The following is a 16,695-nucleotide window of genomic DNA, read 5'->3' as shown; positions in this document are numbered from 1 at the left end:
GAGGTAATTTATAATGGGAAAAGTAATTGGTATTGATTTAGGAACAACAAATTCATGTGTAGCAGTTATGGAAGGTGGAGAACCAGTTGTTATAGCAAATGCTGAGGGAGCTAGAACTACACCATCAGTTGTATCTTTTATGAAAGATGGAGAAAGATTAGTAGGTCAGGTTGCTAAAAGACAAGCGATAACTAATCCAGATAAAACTATAATATCAATAAAAAGACATATGGGAACAGGTCATAAAGTTAATATAGATGGAAAAGATTTAACACCACAAGAAATATCTGCAATGGTACTTCAAAAATTAAAAGCTGATGCAGAAGCATATCTAGGTGAAAAAGTAACTGAAGCAGTTATAACAGTTCCAGCATACTTTAATGATAGTGAAAGACAAGCAACAAAAGACGCAGGAAGAATAGCTGGTTTAGATGTTAAAAGAATAATCAATGAGCCAACAGCTGCATCACTTGCATATGGTCTAGATAAAATGGATACAAATCAAAAAATATTTGTATATGACTTAGGTGGCGGTACTTTCGACGTATCAATATTAGAACTTGGAGACGGAGTATTTGAAGTTTTATCAACAACAGGTGATACTAAATTAGGTGGAGATGACTTCGACGAAAAAATAATGAACTATATAGCTGAAAGTTTTAAAGCTGAAAATGGTATTGATTTAAGAAATGATAAAATGGCACTTCAAAGATTAAAAGAAGCTGCAGAAAAAGCTAAAATAGAATTATCATCTTCAATGCAAACAAATATTAACTTACCATTTATAACAGCAGATGCTACAGGTCCAAAACATATAGACCTAAACTTAACAAGAGCTAAATTCAATGAATTGACTCATGACTTAGTTCAAAGAACAATTGAGCCAATGAAAAAATCACTTGCAGATGCTAAATTATCAATAAATGATATAGACAAAATACTTTTAGTTGGAGGTTCTACAAGAATACCAGCAGTTCAAGAAGCTGTTAAAAACTTTACAGGAAAAGAACCATCAAAAGGAGTTAACCCAGATGAATGTGTTGCAGTTGGAGCAGCAATTCAAGCAGGAGTATTAACAGGAGATGTTGAAGGATTACTATTATTAGATGTTACTCCATTAACATTAGGAATAGAAACATTAGGTGGAGTTGCAACTCCATTAATAGAAAGAAATACAACAATACCAACTAAGAAGAGCCAAGTATTCTCTACAGCTCAAGATGGTCAAACATCTGTTGAAATTCATGTTGTTCAAGGTGAAAGACAAATGGCTGCAGATAATAAAACATTAGGTAGATTTACTTTATCAGGAATAGCACCAGCACCAAGAGGAATTCCACAAATAGAAGTTACATTTGATATAGATGCTAATGGTATTGTAAATGTAACAGCTAAAGATAAAGGAACAGGAAAAGAAGCTAATATTACAATAACAGCATCTACAAACTTAAATGAAGATGAAATTAAAAAAGCTGTAGATGAAGCAGAACAATTCGCAGCTCAAGATAAAGAAAGAAAAGAAGCTATAGAGGTTAAAAATAATGCTGACCAAATGGTTTATCAAACAGAAAAAACATTAGGTGAGTTAGGAGACAAAGTTTCAGCAGAAGATAAATCAGAGATAACTACTAAGATAGATGCATTAAAAGCTGTTAAAGATGGAGAAGATATAGAAGCAATTAAAAAAGCTACAGAAGAGCTAACACAAGCATTCTATGCAGTATCTTCTAAAATGTATCAAGGAGAAGCAGGAGCACAAGGAGAAGCTCAAGCTGAACCACAACAAAATACTGGTAATGCAGATGAAAATGTAGTTGATACAGATTTTAAAGTAGACTAATTAACAAATTTATTTTAAAAGATTAAAAAAGTAAAGGTTGATAGTTATGAGTGTGTATAGTCAAATAATTAAATAGTATTTAATTATAAATACCATAACTATCAACTTTTTTAAAATTTATTAAAAAAATTAGCTTAATACTACTCAAAAAAGGGGGATGAGCATAAGAGCTCTTCCCTCAATTTGAGTAATGTGTATTAATATAAACATTAATTTGATTTTTTATTTAATAAAATATACTTAAATTGGTAACAGCTTTGATTAAGTTTTAATAAAATAGATATATATAATAATTTAAAATTGATAAAAAGCACTACATACTAATGCGGTTAAAGTGGAATTTTATTATATTAGTGTTGAAATAATAGGTAATATAATTTATATTATAAAGGTTAGAGTATAATAGGTGGTGAAATTAATATAATGGCAAATAAAGATTACTATGAAATTTTAGGTGTAGATAAAAGTGCAACTGAAGAAGAAATAAAAAGGGCTTTTAAAAAATCTGCATTAAAATATCACCCAGACAGGAATCCAGGTGATAAAGAGGCAGAAGAAAAATTTAAAGAGTTAAACGAAGCATATCAAGTGCTTTCAGATAGCGAAAAAAGACAAAGATATGATCAATTTGGAACAGCTGATTTTAATGGTCAAGGATTTGGTGGATTTGAAGGCGGATTTGGTGGATTCGACTTTGGAGACATATTTGGCGATATATTCGGAGGTTTTGGTGGATTTGGCGGAAGTTCATCAAGAAGAAATGGACCGAGAAAAGGTGCAGATCTTGAGTACAATATAAATCTTACTTTTGAAGAAGCTGTATTTGGCGTAGAAAAAGAAGTGAAAATAAGCAGAAAAGAAAAGTGTGAAAGTTGTAATGGATCAGGGGCTAGTAATGGATCAGCTCCAAAAACATGTTCTAAATGTAATGGTACTGGACAAGTAAGAGTACAAAGACAGACACCAATAGGGGTTATAGCTACATCTTCAACTTGTGATGTTTGTGGAGGAAAGGGTCAAGTAATAGATAGTCCTTGCTCAACTTGCAGAGGTACAGGTAAAGAAACTAAAAGAAGAAACATAACTATAAATATACCAGCAGGTGTAGATAATGGAAATGTTATGCCATTAAGAGGGCAAGGCGAAGCTGGGGAAAATGGTGGTCCAGCAGGAGATTTATATATAAATATTAGGGTTCAATCTCACAAAACATTTGTAAGAAAAGGGTTTGATATTTATATAGAAACACATGTAAGTTTTGCTCAAGCTGCATTAGGAGCAGAAATAAAAGTTCCTACAGTTGACGGAGATGTTAAATACGTTGTGCCAGCTGGTACACAACCGGGAACAACATTTAGATTAAAAGGTAAGGGAGTTCCAAGAGTTAATTCAGCAGGACGTGGAGATCAGTATGTTAAAGTTATAGTAGATGTTCCAAAAGAGTTAAATGAAAAACAAAGAGAAGCTCTTAATATGTTTATGGAAGCTAGTGAAGAGTCTAGTGAAGGAATACAACATCATACTAAAAGAAAATGGTTTGGAAAATAGATTGAAAGAGAAACTTCAAGTAAGAAGTTTCTTTTTGTTTTTAAATAAATAATTAAATTGATAATAGGTTAATTGATATTGAAGATATAAATATAATGGATGATTTTAGGGTTAATTTATTTAAAAAAGGTTAAAATTTATGATAGTATATATAGATAAAGATATTTAATCAAAAATATAATTTAAATAATATATAAATAACATTAATTTATACAGGTTTAAATGTAATATAATTAATATTGGAGGAAAAGTTTTATGAGTAAAGAATGGATTGAAATAACAGTTGTAACAAGCTGTGAAGCTGTAGAAGCAGTAACAGGAATATTTTATGGTACAGAGGTTGAAGGTGTGTCCATAATAGATTCTGAAGATGTAGAGTTTAAGAAAAAAAATCCTGGTGATTGGGATTATTTTGATGAAAAAATATTAAACATAAAAAAAGGTGCTGTAGTAAAAGGATACTATAAACAAGATGAAAACCTTGAAAAATATATAAAATACATAAAAGAAAATGTAGAAAAATTATCTGAATATGGTTTTGATAAAGGTGAAGGAACTGTTGATGTGGTAAAAGTAAATGAAGAGGATTGGGAAAATAATTGGAAAAAATATTATAAGCCTACTAAAATAGGAAATAAAATTGTTGTAAAGCCAATATGGGAAGATTATAATGCAAAAGATGATGAGTTAATTGTAGAGTTAGATCCTGGTATGGCATTTGGTACAGGAACACATGAAACAACTAGAATGTGTATAAAATCTTTAGAAAAGTATGTTGAAAGTAATAGCAGAGTATTTGATATAGGAACAGGATCAGGAATACTTGCTATAGCTGCTGCAAAACTTGGAGCGAAAGAGGTTATAGCAGTAGATTTAGATCCAGTAGCAGTGGATTCAGCAAAAAATAATGTTGGATTTAATGATATTGAAAATGTAAAAGTCTTACACGGAGATTTAATGGAAGTTGTGGAAGGAAAAGCTGATATTATTGTAGCTAATATAATAGCAGATGTAATAATATTTTTAACAGAAGGAATCAAAAAATTTATAAATAAGAATGGGTATTTTATAACTTCAGGAATAATATTAGACAAACAACAAGAAGTTCAAAATAAAATGAAAGAATGTGGATTTGAAGTTGTAGAAGTTATTAATGATGGAGAATGGGCTTGTGTAATAGCTAAAAATATATAAGTTGCATTTTAACACTTAATTAGATATTATATTTTTTATATAGATAATTATCAATGATAATTTAATAGTGTTATAGGGTTATAAGTTAAATTTAAAGATTATTAGTTTAAAAGTTAGATATTTAAAATAATAATCTTTAATGATAAATGTTTTAAATTGAAAATTATATTTTATATGAAACATTTTTAAATTTTTCAATTAATTTAGATGGAAGCTTGTTTCTCTGTATAATTCTTTAAAGTTTAACTATACTTTGTATTTTTATTTGTATCATTGGAATTATATGAAAGTATTATTTATATATAAGTGAAAAACATATTATTGAAAGTTAATCAACGGTGGTGAAAAAATGCATAAGTTTTTTGTAGATAAAGAAAATATATGTTGTGATTTATGTAAAATAGATGGTGAAGATGTAAAACATATATATAAAGTTTTAAGATTAAAAATTGGAGATAAAATAAATATAAATAATTGTGAAGGTGAAGAATATTTGGCTGTAATTGAAGATATTAATAAAAAAGAAGTTACAGCAAAAATACTTGAACAGTGTGAGCTAAATAATGAGAGTGATGTAAGAGTGCACTTGTTTCAAGGGTTGCCAAAGTCAACTAAAATGGACTTAATAGTTCAAAAAAATACAGAATTAGGAATAGCATCTATAACACCAGTAATAATGGAAAGAGTAGTTGTTAAAAATGACTCAGAATTTAAAAAAGTTGATAGATGGAATAGAATAGCATTGGAAGCCTGCAAACAAAGTAAAAGAAGTTTAATTCCAAGTATAAATAAACCAATAGAATTTGAGAAACTTATAGAAAAGATAGATGATATGGATTTAATTGTAGTTCCCTATGAAAATCAAAAGGGATATGGAATCAAAAGGCTTACAAATAATTTAGATAAAAATTCTATAAAAAATGTAGCTATTGTAATTGGACCAGAAGGTGGTTTTGAAGAAGAAGAAATTGAAAAATTAAAAGCTAATGGTGCTAATATAGTTACATTAGGGCCAAGAATATTAAGAACAGAAACAGCAGGATTTACAGCTTTAAGTCTTATAATGTACGAATTAGCTGATTTAGGAGGAGTTTTATAATGAAAGTTGCTTTTGCTACTTTAGGGTGTAGAGTTAATGTTTATGAGTCAGAAGCTATGACGGAAAAATTTATAAAAGAGGGATATGAAACTGCAAATTTTGATGAAGAAGCAGATGTTTATGTAATAAATACATGTACAGTTACTAATATGGGAGATAAAAAATCTCGTCAAATGATTTCTCGAGCAAGAAGAAAAAATCCAAAGGCAGTAATAGCAGTTGTTGGTTGTTATTCTCAAATTGCTTCAGAGGAAATTTCTAAAATAGAAGGTGTAGATGTAGTTTTAGGCACAAAAAATAAAGGGGACATTGTTTATTATGTAAATAGAGCTAGAGCTGAAAAAAAACAATTTGTAGAAGTAAATGATGTATTAAAAAATAAAAAATTTGAAGAATTAAAAATAGAAGAATATCAGGATAAAACTCGTGCATTTTTAAAAATTCAAGATGGGTGTAATCAGTTTTGTTCATACTGTTTAATTCCTTTTGCTAGGGGAGCTGTATGTAGTAAAAATCCAGATTTGATTTTAGAAGAAGTAAGACAACTGGCTTCAAATGGATTTAAAGAAATTATTTTATCAGGAATTCATATTGCATCATATGGTGTGGATTTAGACAATGATTGGTCTTTAGTTAAAGTTTTAGAAGAGATAAATAAAATAGAAGGTATAGAAAGAATAAGGATAGGTTCTATTGATCCAACATTTTTTACAGATGGAGTTATTGAAAAAATAACTTCTTTAGAAAAACTTTGTCCTCATTTTCATTTATCACTTCAAAGTGGATCAAATGCTACATTAAAAAGAATGAATAGACATTATAATGCTGAAGATTATAAGCATGTTGTAAATAATCTAAGAAAGTACATAGAAAATGTTTCTATAACTACTGATGTAATTGTTGGTTTCCCAGGAGAAAGTGAAAAAGAATTTGAAGAGACTTATAAATTCTTGCAAGATATAAAATTATCTAAAATACATGTATTTAAGTATAGTCCAAGAAGTGGAACTAAGGCTGCAAAGATGATGCTTCAAGTAGATGGTAATATCAAAGAACAAAGAAGTGAAAAACTTATAGAATTAAATTTAAATCTTGAAAAAGAGTTTATGGAAAAGTTTAAAGGCAAGAGTATGAAAGTCTTATTCGAGGAAGAAATGAAAAATAAAAAAAATCATTATATAGGATATACGCCTAATTATATGAAAGTTATAGTAGAAAGTGCAGAAAAATTAGATGGTAAAATATTAGAAGTTAAACTTTTAGAAGTAGAAAAAGAAAATATGGTAGGTATAGTAGAAAAATAGTAAATTTTAATAAAAAAACTAGAATAGTGCACAATAAGATATTATAATTAATTTTGTATTTTGATTATTTATATATTTTAATATAAATAAAATTTATATTAAGGAGGGTAGAGTTTATTTTAACATTGTATGGTTAATCTAAACGGAACATTATGAGTGATTGTATTTTTTGTAAAATAGCTAAAGGTGAAATACCTAGTCAAAAAGTTTATGAAGACGATAAAGTTCTAGTTTTTAATGATATAAATCCAGAAGCTCCAGTGCATGTTCTTGTTATTCCTAAAGAACATATAGTAAGTGCTAATGAAATAACTGAAGAAAATTCTGACATAATATCTCATATATTTGTGGTAATTAATAAAATTGCAAAAGAATTGAAAATAGCAGAAGATGGATTTAGAATTGTTAATAACATAGGAAAAAACGGTGGCCAAACTGTTGGACACATGCATTTTCATGTCTTAGGTGGTAGAAATTTAGCATGGCCACCAGGCTAAATAAAAAAAAATGAAATTGTTGACAGAATATGAAAATGTATTGTATAATTAACAATGTGCTATTTATGTCCCGCATGGCTATTTGAAATTAAAAATTTGAATTGAGCTAGCGGAGGGAGGGATAATAATGTCAGAAATTAAAGTTGGAGAAAACGAATCATTAGAAAATGCTTTAAGAAGATTTAAGAAGAAATGTGCTAGAGCTGGTGTTCTTTCAGAAGTAAGAAAGAGAGAGCATTACGAAAAGCCAAGCGTTAAAAGAAAGAAAAAATCAGAAGCTGCAAGAAAGAGAAAATTCAAATAGAATTTTTGAAAGAAGGTAAAGCTATGTCCCTTAAAGATAGATTACAGCAAGACTGGAAAAATGCTTTAAAGGAAAGAAATAAATTTAAAGCTAGTGTTATAAGTATGGCAAAGGCTGCAATTTTACTTATAGAGAAAAATGGCAGTGGAAGTCTTAATGATGATCAAGTCATTGAGGTTTTAGCTAAGGAAGTTAAACAAAGAAGAGATTCTTTAGAAGAATTTAAAAATGGAAATAGACAAGATTTAGTTGATAGCACTAATGCTGAAATAGAAATCTTGTTGAATTACCTTCCTCAGCAGTTAACTGAAGATGAAATTCGAAAAATTGTTGTAAAGTCTGCGGAAGAAATTGGCGCAAATAGCATAAAAGATATGGGCAAATTAATGTCTATTGTTCGACCTAAAACAAATGGTAGAGCGGACGGAAAAATAGTAAGTCAAATAGTTAAAGAATATTTGAATAAATAAGAACTCAGTTTACTGAGTTCTTTTTTCGTTTATATATAAAAAAATCTCTTTAACCTTAAAACAAGTAATTTATTTTGTTAGACAATCATAAAATAAAACATGTAATTATATAGTAAATAACAAAGCTATATATAAGTAATATAGTGAAACAAGCTCGAGTTTTAACTTATTCATAACTTACAAAAATATTTTAGTCTAACTGTAATTATGTATTTGAGTGATTTCCGAGCATGTAATCACTCTTTTAGGAATGTAAATACTCATGGTGTGAATAAAGAGTAATTTTAAATTCCTATAAAAATACTATTTAATTATAGTAATTTAAAATACAGGTTAAAGAGGTGGGTACTTTGAAAAATACGATAAAAAAGAAAGCAGAGCTAATTGTTGAAAAATTGGACATACCTAGAGATACTGTATTAGATTTACCTAAAATAACGGTAATATCTAATTCGGAAATTACAATAGAAAACCATAAAGGAATAACTACATTCGAAAGTAATGAGATAAAAGTAAAAACTTCTATTGGTGTGTTGGAAATATTAGGTGAAAATTTTGAAATATCTTTTGTAGGAGGAACAACAATAGTTTTAAATGGAAGTTTTAATGCTATTGGATATAAGAAAAATGAGTAAAGATTTAAATTATAAAAAAGGATTATTAGTAGTAGAAATTGAAACAGTAAATTTAGAAAAGCTTATAAATTTCTTGTGGAGAAGAGATGTAAAAGTAAGGAATTTAAAAAGAAATAGCCTAACCAATTGCACTATGGAAATTGAATTCATTGATTATGAAATTTTATTAGAAGGAGTGAAGAAAACCAATAGTAAATTAAAAGTTCTTAATAGAAAAGGTATTATGTTTAAAATTTTAAAATTGAAAAGAAGAAGAACTTTGCTTGTTACAGTACTTATTTTTGTGGGAGTATTATATTATTTAAGTAGTTTTATTTGGAAGATAGAAGTGGTTACTGAAAATTATATAGCACCTTTTGAAATAAGGGAATTATTAAGATCATATGGCATAGAAAAAGGAACTTATAAAAATAGTTTTGATGTTCATAGAATAGAAGAGAGAATAATAGATGATAATGATGAAGTTATGTGGGTGAAAGCCAGAATAGATGGATCAAAATTGAAAGTTGAGGTAATAGAAAGGCAAGCACCACCAAAAATAAAAGAGGAAAAATTGACAGGAAATATTGTTGCGAAAAGAGATGGAGAAATACAAAGGATTTTTTCGCAGAGTGGGACTGTTATGGTAGAAAGAGGAAAGATTGTTAAAAAAGGCGACTTGTTAATAAAGGGAGAACAAGGAAAAGAAGGTAAGGAATATGATGTTAAGGCAGAAGGAAATGTGTTTGCAAAAACATTTTATGAAGAAAAAAAAGAAATTCCTAAAAATAAAGTAGTGAGAAAAAAGACAGGGGAAAAAGCTAGAAGCTATTATATAAAAATAGGGGAAAAAAAAGTTTATATTAAAAATGCCTTAAATGCATTTGAGAATTATGATAAAATAGAGAATAACAAATGGTTTATAGGTGAGGAAATTTATGAGGAAGTGCTAGAAGAAAATGTTGACGCAAATACTGATTTGGTTGTTAAAGAACTTAGTAATAATATCTTACTTAACTTAGACAAATTTGTTAAAGTACTAGAAGTAAAGCCTGAAATAAAAGATAAAGGTGATAATTTTTTAATTACAGTACTTGTAATAGCTGAAGAAGACATATCTTTAGAAGAAGCAAAGAGCGACATTGTAGAGGAGAATATAGAGGGAAAAGCTGAAAAAAATGAATAAACAATCTTAGAGTAGGTTAGATATAAACTAGAGAAAAGAAAGTTGGGATGTTTATGAAAGGGTTTAAAATAGGTAAAAAAAAGAAAATGCCTAAATTATCAGCAAGATTAATATTTATTATTACTACTGCTATTATATACTTTTTAACTTCAACTTCTATAATTACAGAAACTTATGATTTAGAGGTTGGGGATATAGCTAAGGTTGATATTAAAGCTCCTAAGGATATTGAAAATCAGTTTGCTACAGAACAGGCAAAGGATGATGCTATAAAACATATAGCAGATGTATATAGTTATAATAGTGAGGTTAGTGTTACTGCAATTAAGACAATAGAAGAGTTTTTTGATACAGTAATAGCAATAAATAAAAAGTATGAGAATTCAACGTCTCAAGAAGATGAAAAACAAAAAAAGATAGAAGAATTAAAAAAGTCATCTAAAATTGCTAATTTATCGGATGAAGCTTATAATACATTGGCAGTATCAGATGTAAAAGATTTAGAAGAATTAAAGACGTTTATGTTAAATTCTATGGAGAAGCTATTTGATGAAGTTAAAATTCATGAAGACAAACCTGAGGAAATAGTTTTGGCTCAAGGAATAATAACAACATTATTTAATAATTCTAGATTCTCTAAGAACTTAAAAGATGTTGGTATGGCAGTAGGATATTCACAAGTAAAACCAAGCTTTTTTGTTGATTATGAAAAAACTCAAAAGCAGAAAGATGAAGCTCAAAAGGCTGTAAAACCTGTAGTTATAAAAAAGGATCAAATAATTGTTAAAGAAGGGGAACCTGTAAGTCAAATCGAAATAGAAATTTTAAAGGAGTTAGGTCTTTTAAATAAAGATAAGTCTCTTAGAATAAATGTGTATGCAACACTTTTAATATTAGTGTTAGGTGTAATGCTGATGCAGTGGTACTACCTAAAAACTATTAGATGGGAGATATATAAACAGTATAATAAAACTGTAGTTATAAATATTTTAACTGTAATAGCTGTTATATTAAGTGCAACTCTAAATATGATTTCGCCATATTTAATACCATTTGCATGTGTACCTATATTAATGAGTATCCTTGTTGACGAAAAAGTTTCTATGACTATAAATATATTGAATGTATTAATTATAAGCATAATTATAAATTTCAATCCAAGCGTTATGCTTATAGCTCTTTTAAATGCAGTATATGCACCAATTGTATTGAAAAAAATACAGCAAAGAAATGATATATTGCAATCTTGTTTATACTTAGCAGTATTAAATTTTGTTTTTACATTTGCAATAGGTTATGTTCTTAGTAACCATGTTGTAGGTATAATAACTCAAGCTGCATTTGCAGCCACTGCAAGTTTAATATCAGGAATTTTAGCTATAGGTATGTTACCTTTTTTAGAAAATATTTTTGATATAGTTACAAACATAAAATTGTTAGAAATGGCAAATCCTAATAGCCCGCTTTTAAAAAGGTTATCCATGGAGGCACCAGGAACATATAATCATAGTGTGTTAGTTGCAAATTTAGCTGAAATAGCCGCTGAGGCTGTAGGCGCTAATGCTGTCTTAGCTAGGGTGGCATCTTATTATCATGATGTAGGAAAAATAGAGAGATCTTATTATTTTAAAGAAAATCAATTTAGTGGAGAGAATCCTCATGATAAAATATCACCTAAGTTGAGTTCGTTAATAATAACTTCTCATGTTACTGATGGTATTGAACTTGCTAAAAAATATGGTATACCAACTGTTATACAGGATATAATAGGCCAACACCATGGTGATTCTTTGGTAAAATACTTTTATATTACGATGAAAAATAATTCGGAAAATCCCGATGATATAAATGAAGAAGATTATAAATACAAAGGACCAGCGCCTTTCACGAAAGAAGCAGGTATTATAATGCTAGCAGATAGTGTTGAAGCGGCAGTTAGGTCTATACAAAACCCAACTAAAGAAAAAATAGAAAATATGGTAGATAACATCTTTAAAGGAAAGTTATCAGAAAATCAATTGGATAATTGTGAATTAACTTTTAGGGATCTTAAGATTATAAAAGATTCTTTTCTGAAAGTATTAAAGGGGATATATCATGAAAGAATAGAGTACCCTATGGATAGATTGAAGAATAAGGAGAAGAATAATGATACTAATAGACAACAGGCAAAGTAAAATTGAAGTAACAGAAGAATTAGAAGATAAAATGAAAGAAATAATAGAATATAGTTTAAAAGAAGAATGTGTAAATGTACCTTATGAGATTAGCATAATATTTGTTGATAATGAAGAAATAAAAGAAATTAACAATGATATGAGAGGAATAGATAATGCTACGGATGTATTATCTTTTCCTATGTTAGAATTTGAAAAGGATAAGTATTTTAAAGATATATATGTAAATTATGAATTTATGCCTTATGAACTAAATGAAGGGCGATTAGTTTTAGGTGATATGGCTTTATCTCTTGAAAGGGCAAAAGAACAATCTATAGAATATGGACACTCTTTTATAAGGGAAGTTATGTATCTAGTAGTACATTCTATATTACATCTTCTAGGTTATGATCATATGGAAGATGATGATAAGAAAATAATGAGAAAAAGAGAAGAAGACATAATGCAAAAATTTAATATAACAAGATAATAGAATTCACAATCTAAATTAAATTAGTTATAAAATATTTTGAACACATAAGATAAATATAAAAAATATGAGCAAAATATCAGTGACTATATAAAAGTTAGATTGTGAATTTTTTACTACAAATAAGGGGCTAGTATTTATGAAAGTTAAGAAAATTTTAGATAGTTTTAACTATGCTATAGAGGGAATAATATATTCTATAAGGACTCAAAGAAATATGAGAATACATGTTTTAGCAGCAATAATGGTTTTAACTTTATGCTTTTTTTATGATTTAAGTAAAGTTGAGTTACTTATTACCACTATAACGATAACTATGGTAATTGTTGCTGAAATGATAAATACGGCTGTAGAGGCTGCAATTGATGCAACTACCAATTATTATCATCCTCTTGCTAAAATATCAAAAAATGTTGCTGCTGGGGCTGTACTAATAACTGCAGTTAATGCAGTAATAGTAGCATATGTAATATTTTGGGATAGAATAAGACCTTTTTCCATTAATGTACTTAGTAAAATTAGAAATTGTGATCCACATATGATATTTCTTATATTAGTTATAGTTAGCATACTTACTTTAGTTGTAAAAGCAATATTTGGAGAGGGAACACCATTAAGAGGTGGTATGCCAAGTGGACATAGTGTAATATCTTTTTCTATTGCAACAACTATAACTTTAATTAGTAATGATTCTGTAATAATGGTGTTAGCTTATTTTTTGGCATTAATTGTAGCACAAAGTAGAGTTGATGCTAAAATACATTCTGTATTAGAGGTTGCTGTTGGTGCAATGTTTGGAATATTGATAACTTTACTTTTGTATAATTTTTTCTCTTAAATAATTAAAAAACATTGAATTAAAATTATTTAGTGGTATAATTTACGTACACTTTATATGTATAAAAATAGTAAAGAACCAAATAAAATTTTAATGAATATATATATAAGAAATGTTTATAAAAAATAGTATGATTTATAAGATGCATTATTAGTTTATTATTTGTTAAAAGTTTGTATTTAGGAGGAATAGATATGGATTATAAAAAATTAGTAAAAGAAGCTATAGAAGCAAGAAAGAATGCATATGTTCCATATTCCAATTTTAAGGTTGGAGCGGCAGTAATCACAGAAGATGGAAGTATATATGGAGGATGTAATATAGAAAATGCATCTTATGGTGCTGCTAATTGTGCTGAAAGAACAGCTATATTTAAAGCAATTTCTGAAGGACATAATGCTATAAAGGCTATAGCTGTTGTAGGAGACCAATCTACATACACAGCTCCTTGTGGAATATGCAGGCAAGTAATATCAGAGTTTTTGGAAGAATATGGAAAAATAATATTGGTTAAAAATGAAGATGATTACAAAATAAAAACTTTAGAAGAAATTTTGCCAGAAGCATTTACAAAGAAAGACTTAATAAAGTAAGTATTGGAGGATAAAATGTTTAAATCAGGATTTATAACAATAATAGGAAGACCTAATGTAGGAAAATCTACATTATTAAATTATATCATGGGAGAAAAGGTATCTATAGTTTCTAGTAGACCACAGACTACAAGAGATAATATACAGACTATAAAAACATCTGAAGATTATCAGATGATATTTGTAGATACTCCAGGAATGCATAAGCCAAGACACAAACTGGGAGAATATATGGTTAATGTAGCAAAGGATTCATTAAAAGAAGTAGATTTAGTGTTATTTATAACAACACCAGAAGATGAAATGCATAGAGGCGATGAACATATATTAAATCAGCTTAAAGAAGCTGGAGTTCCAACATTTTTATTAGTAAATAAAATTGATGAAAATCCTGCAGAAAGAGTTGCTAAAGCTATAGATACATATTCTAAAACTATGAACTTTGAAGAAGTTGTTCCTTTATCTGCAATTAACGGAAAAAATGTAGAAACATTAATGAAACTTATAGTTGAAAATTTACCAGAAGGACCAAAGTATTATCCAGAGGATATGATTATAGATAAACAAGAAAGATTTATAGTTACAGAAAGTATTAGAGAAAAAGCCTTAAGGTTATTATCTAAAGAAGTTCCTCATGGAATAGCGGTAGAGATAATATTAATGAAAAAAAATGAAAAAGGTGTATATAAAATAGAGGCTAATTTATTATGCGAAAAAGATTCTCATAAAGGTATAATAATAGGCAAAAATGGAAGTATGCTTAAAAAGATATCTACATATGCAAGACAAGATTTAGAAAAGTTTTTTGGAAGCAAAGTAAATCTTAAACTTTGGGTTAAAGTGAAAAAGGACTGGAGAGATAGTCCTACAATGCTTAAAGAACTTGGATATAAAAAATAGGAGTTTAAGATTTGAATCTAATAAAAACTAGGGGGATAGTTTTAAAAACTCAAGATTACAAAGAGAATGATAAACTAGTATGGCTTTTTACAGAAAAATTAGGAAAAGTTTCATTAATAGCTAAAGGTTCTAGAAAAGGAAAAAGTAAACTTATGTCAACTACACTTCCATTTTGTTATGGCGAATTTGTACTTTATAAAGGTAGAAGTATGTATATATTAAATGAAGGAAAAATAATAGAATCATTTCAAGATTTACTAGAGGATTTTGAATACTTAATATATGGTTCGTATTTAAATGAATTAGTTGACATATGTTGTGAAGATGAACAAAAAGAATTCTTTATATTCAAAGATTTGATTACAGCTTTTTATTTGATGAAGAATAAAGTTGTAGATTTAGATATTTTAGCAAGAGCCTTTGAATTGAAAATTTTATCTCATACTGGTTATGGTATAAATTTAGAAGAGTGTTGTATATGTGGAAATAAAATAAATACTTCAAATTATTTATCTATGCAATATTACGGTATGATTTGTAATGATTGTGAGAAAAGATATGTAACACAAATATCAACAATAGCTTATAATATATTAAAATTCCTTAATAAATCTGAATTGGAAAAAGTTCCAAGGATAAAGGTACCACAAAATGCAAAAAAAGAAATAGAACAGATATTAAGTAATATTATAAGTGCAAATTATACTAAAAGACCTAAGAGTCTTGATATGTTAAAATATTTCAATGTAGAATAGATTTTTATTTGTAGAACTTTTAAAATAAAGTTTTAAAGTGTGGGGGTGTAAAAATGGGTGAAATAACTTTAGAAAAAATAGATATATTAAGAAACAGATTTAATATTAGTTATAGTGAAGCAAAAAAAGTTTTGGAAAAATGTGATGGTGATTTAGTAGAAGCATTGGTTTATTTAGAATCAAGCGAATCATATAAAAAGAAAAATGAACTTTTTTACAAAGATGAAATAATTAGTTATATAAAAAGATTAATTGAAAAAGGGAATGTAACTAGAATAAGAATAAAAAAAGATGATGAGATAATAATTGACGTACCCTTAAATGGTGTTATAGTAACAGGAGCGATATCTGCATTATACCCTAAATTTCTAGTATTACTTACTGCAACATTAACAGCAACTGCTGTTGTTACTAAGATCACTATAGAAGTAAGTAAGGAAGATGGAACAGTAGAAGTAATTAATAAATATATAGAAAATGGTAAAAAGGTTGTAAAAGCTACAACTTCAGATGTAATGGAGAAAGTATCAGATGTAACATCTACAATAAAATTAAAATTAAATAATTTATCAGATAAAGAGGACAATTTAAAGGAAAATTCATTTTCTTATAAAGTTAATTTGTAAAAGATATAGGGAAACAAGCTCTAATTTAAATTTATTCAATAACTTTAAAATATTAATTTGAGTTTTCTCATTTGATAGATGAATAAGTTTGAAATTTAATTTGTAACCCTATAGCCCCTAAATATAATATGTATTTAGGGGCTTATTTTAATTAATTAAATAACTTTTTAAATTAAAACTATAAAATTTTATAAAAATAATTTTAAAATATTAAATTAAAAAAATGGAGAAATATAAGGAAATATAAGAAAAAAATATACTTTATCAATGTTACATTT

Annotated in this window: 17 protein-coding genes; all 17 read left to right on the top strand. The window is 27.8% G+C overall.

Annotation, left to right across the window (positions count from 1 at the left end):
* The first annotated feature begins 13 nt into the window (after positions 1–13).
* Positions 14–1,840 carry a molecular chaperone DnaK gene (gene dnaK, locus KQI36_RS02170; protein WP_216449460.1) on the top strand — a complete coding sequence of 609 codons (1,827 nt, stop codon included), beginning with the start codon at positions 14–16 and terminating at the stop codon, positions 1,838–1,840.
* Between the two features lie 423 nt (positions 1,841–2,263).
* Complete coding sequence (dnaJ, locus tag KQI36_RS02165) at positions 2,264–3,388, top strand: molecular chaperone DnaJ (RefSeq protein ID WP_216449459.1); 1,125 nt, start codon at positions 2,264–2,266, stop codon at positions 3,386–3,388.
* A 255-nt stretch (positions 3,389–3,643) separates the two neighbouring features.
* The gene (gene prmA / locus KQI36_RS02160) at positions 3,644–4,582 is read left to right on the top strand and encodes a 50S ribosomal protein L11 methyltransferase (protein ID WP_216449458.1); all 939 of its coding nucleotides are present in this window, start codon (positions 3,644–3,646) and stop codon (positions 4,580–4,582) included.
* Positions 4,583–4,931: 349 nt separating this feature from the next.
* Positions 4,932–5,681: a 16S rRNA (uracil(1498)-N(3))-methyltransferase gene (locus KQI36_RS02155; protein ID WP_216449457.1), complete on the top strand. Its 750-nt coding sequence runs from the start codon at positions 4,932–4,934 to the stop codon at positions 5,679–5,681.
* Positions 5,681–6,985 (top strand): tRNA (N(6)-L-threonylcarbamoyladenosine(37)-C(2))-methylthiotransferase MtaB, encoded by a 1,305-nt coding sequence (gene mtaB / locus KQI36_RS02150; protein WP_216449456.1) that lies wholly within the window; start codon positions 5,681–5,683, stop codon positions 6,983–6,985. The genes KQI36_RS02155 and mtaB overlap by 1 nt, the downstream gene beginning before the upstream one ends.
* 152 nt (positions 6,986–7,137) lie before the next feature.
* Entirely contained in the window at positions 7,138–7,482 is a 345-nt protein-coding gene (locus tag KQI36_RS02145) for a histidine triad nucleotide-binding protein (RefSeq protein WP_216449455.1), read from the top strand.
* A 127-nt stretch (positions 7,483–7,609) separates the two neighbouring features.
* On the top strand, positions 7,610–7,786 hold the full coding sequence (gene rpsU / locus KQI36_RS02140; protein ID WP_010292600.1) for a 30S ribosomal protein S21: 177 nt from the start codon (positions 7,610–7,612) through the stop codon (positions 7,784–7,786).
* Positions 7,787–7,809: 23 nt separating this feature from the next.
* Entirely contained in the window at positions 7,810–8,256 is a 447-nt protein-coding gene (locus KQI36_RS02135; protein ID WP_010292598.1) for a GatB/YqeY domain-containing protein, read from the top strand.
* A gap of 350 nt (positions 8,257–8,606) precedes the next feature.
* Complete coding sequence (gene yqfC / locus KQI36_RS02130) at positions 8,607–8,891, top strand: sporulation protein YqfC (RefSeq protein ID WP_010292594.1); 285 nt, start codon at positions 8,607–8,609, stop codon at positions 8,889–8,891.
* On the top strand, positions 8,884–10,056 hold the full coding sequence (yqfD, locus tag KQI36_RS02125; RefSeq protein WP_244991452.1) for a sporulation protein YqfD: 1,173 nt from the start codon (positions 8,884–8,886) through the stop codon (positions 10,054–10,056). Before yqfC ends, yqfD begins: the two co-directional genes overlap by 8 nt.
* Before the next feature lie 53 nt (positions 10,057–10,109).
* Positions 10,110–12,233, top strand: coding sequence for an HD family phosphohydrolase (locus tag KQI36_RS02120; RefSeq protein ID WP_216449453.1), 2,124 nt, complete (start codon positions 10,110–10,112; stop codon positions 12,231–12,233).
* Complete coding sequence (gene ybeY / locus KQI36_RS02115; RefSeq protein ID WP_216449452.1) at positions 12,205–12,705, top strand: rRNA maturation RNase YbeY; 501 nt, start codon at positions 12,205–12,207, stop codon at positions 12,703–12,705. The genes KQI36_RS02120 and ybeY overlap by 29 nt, the downstream gene beginning before the upstream one ends.
* A gap of 139 nt (positions 12,706–12,844) precedes the next feature.
* Positions 12,845–13,543 (top strand): diacylglycerol kinase, encoded by a 699-nt coding sequence (locus KQI36_RS02110; protein WP_010292584.1) that lies wholly within the window; start codon positions 12,845–12,847, stop codon positions 13,541–13,543.
* Positions 13,544–13,737: 194 nt separating this feature from the next.
* Complete coding sequence (locus KQI36_RS02105; protein WP_216449451.1) at positions 13,738–14,136, top strand: cytidine deaminase; 399 nt, start codon at positions 13,738–13,740, stop codon at positions 14,134–14,136.
* Between the two features lie 15 nt (positions 14,137–14,151).
* The gene (era, locus tag KQI36_RS02100) at positions 14,152–15,036 is read left to right on the top strand and encodes a GTPase Era (protein WP_216449450.1); all 885 of its coding nucleotides are present in this window, start codon (positions 14,152–14,154) and stop codon (positions 15,034–15,036) included.
* Positions 15,037–15,047: 11 nt separating this feature from the next.
* Positions 15,048–15,791 (top strand): DNA repair protein RecO, encoded by a 744-nt coding sequence (gene recO, locus KQI36_RS02095; protein ID WP_216449449.1) that lies wholly within the window; start codon positions 15,048–15,050, stop codon positions 15,789–15,791.
* 53 nt (positions 15,792–15,844) lie between these two features.
* Positions 15,845–16,417: a DUF4342 domain-containing protein gene (locus KQI36_RS02090; RefSeq protein WP_216449448.1), complete on the top strand. Its 573-nt coding sequence runs from the start codon at positions 15,845–15,847 to the stop codon at positions 16,415–16,417.
* The last annotated feature ends 278 nt before the right edge of the window (positions 16,418–16,695 follow it).

The organism is Clostridium senegalense, assembly GCF_018916625.1.
Taxonomy (GTDB): domain Bacteria; phylum Bacillota; class Clostridia; order Clostridiales; family Clostridiaceae; genus Clostridium_J; species Clostridium_J senegalense.
This window is presented reverse-complemented; position numbering and strand designations above follow the sequence as displayed.

What these genes read in the sequence shown, in the direction of transcription:
- dnaK (WP_216449460.1), top strand. Translation starts at nt 14, where the DNA reads ATGGGAAAAGTAATTGGTATTGATTTAGGAACAACAAATTCATGTGTA.
- dnaJ (WP_216449459.1), top strand. Translation starts at nt 2,264, where the DNA reads ATGGCAAATAAAGATTACTATGAAATTTTAGGTGTAGATAAAAGTGCA.
- prmA (WP_216449458.1), top strand. Translation starts at nt 3,644, where the DNA reads ATGAGTAAAGAATGGATTGAAATAACAGTTGTAACAAGCTGTGAAGCT.
- KQI36_RS02155 (WP_216449457.1), top strand. Translation starts at nt 4,932, where the DNA reads ATGCATAAGTTTTTTGTAGATAAAGAAAATATATGTTGTGATTTATGT.
- mtaB (WP_216449456.1), top strand. Translation starts at nt 5,681, where the DNA reads ATGAAAGTTGCTTTTGCTACTTTAGGGTGTAGAGTTAATGTTTATGAG.
- KQI36_RS02145 (WP_216449455.1), top strand. Translation starts at nt 7,138, where the DNA reads ATGAGTGATTGTATTTTTTGTAAAATAGCTAAAGGTGAAATACCTAGT.
- rpsU (WP_010292600.1), top strand. Translation starts at nt 7,610, where the DNA reads ATGTCAGAAATTAAAGTTGGAGAAAACGAATCATTAGAAAATGCTTTA.
- KQI36_RS02135 (WP_010292598.1), top strand. Translation starts at nt 7,810, where the DNA reads ATGTCCCTTAAAGATAGATTACAGCAAGACTGGAAAAATGCTTTAAAG.
- yqfD (WP_244991452.1), top strand. Translation starts at nt 8,884, where the DNA reads ATGAGTAAAGATTTAAATTATAAAAAAGGATTATTAGTAGTAGAAATT.
- KQI36_RS02120 (WP_216449453.1), top strand. Translation starts at nt 10,110, where the DNA reads ATGAAAGGGTTTAAAATAGGTAAAAAAAAGAAAATGCCTAAATTATCA.
- ybeY (WP_216449452.1), top strand. Translation starts at nt 12,205, where the DNA reads ATGATACTAATAGACAACAGGCAAAGTAAAATTGAAGTAACAGAAGAA.
- KQI36_RS02110 (WP_010292584.1), top strand. Translation starts at nt 12,845, where the DNA reads ATGAAAGTTAAGAAAATTTTAGATAGTTTTAACTATGCTATAGAGGGA.
- KQI36_RS02105 (WP_216449451.1), top strand. Translation starts at nt 13,738, where the DNA reads ATGGATTATAAAAAATTAGTAAAAGAAGCTATAGAAGCAAGAAAGAAT.
- era (WP_216449450.1), top strand. Translation starts at nt 14,152, where the DNA reads ATGTTTAAATCAGGATTTATAACAATAATAGGAAGACCTAATGTAGGA.
- KQI36_RS02090 (WP_216449448.1), top strand. Translation starts at nt 15,845, where the DNA reads ATGGGTGAAATAACTTTAGAAAAAATAGATATATTAAGAAACAGATTT.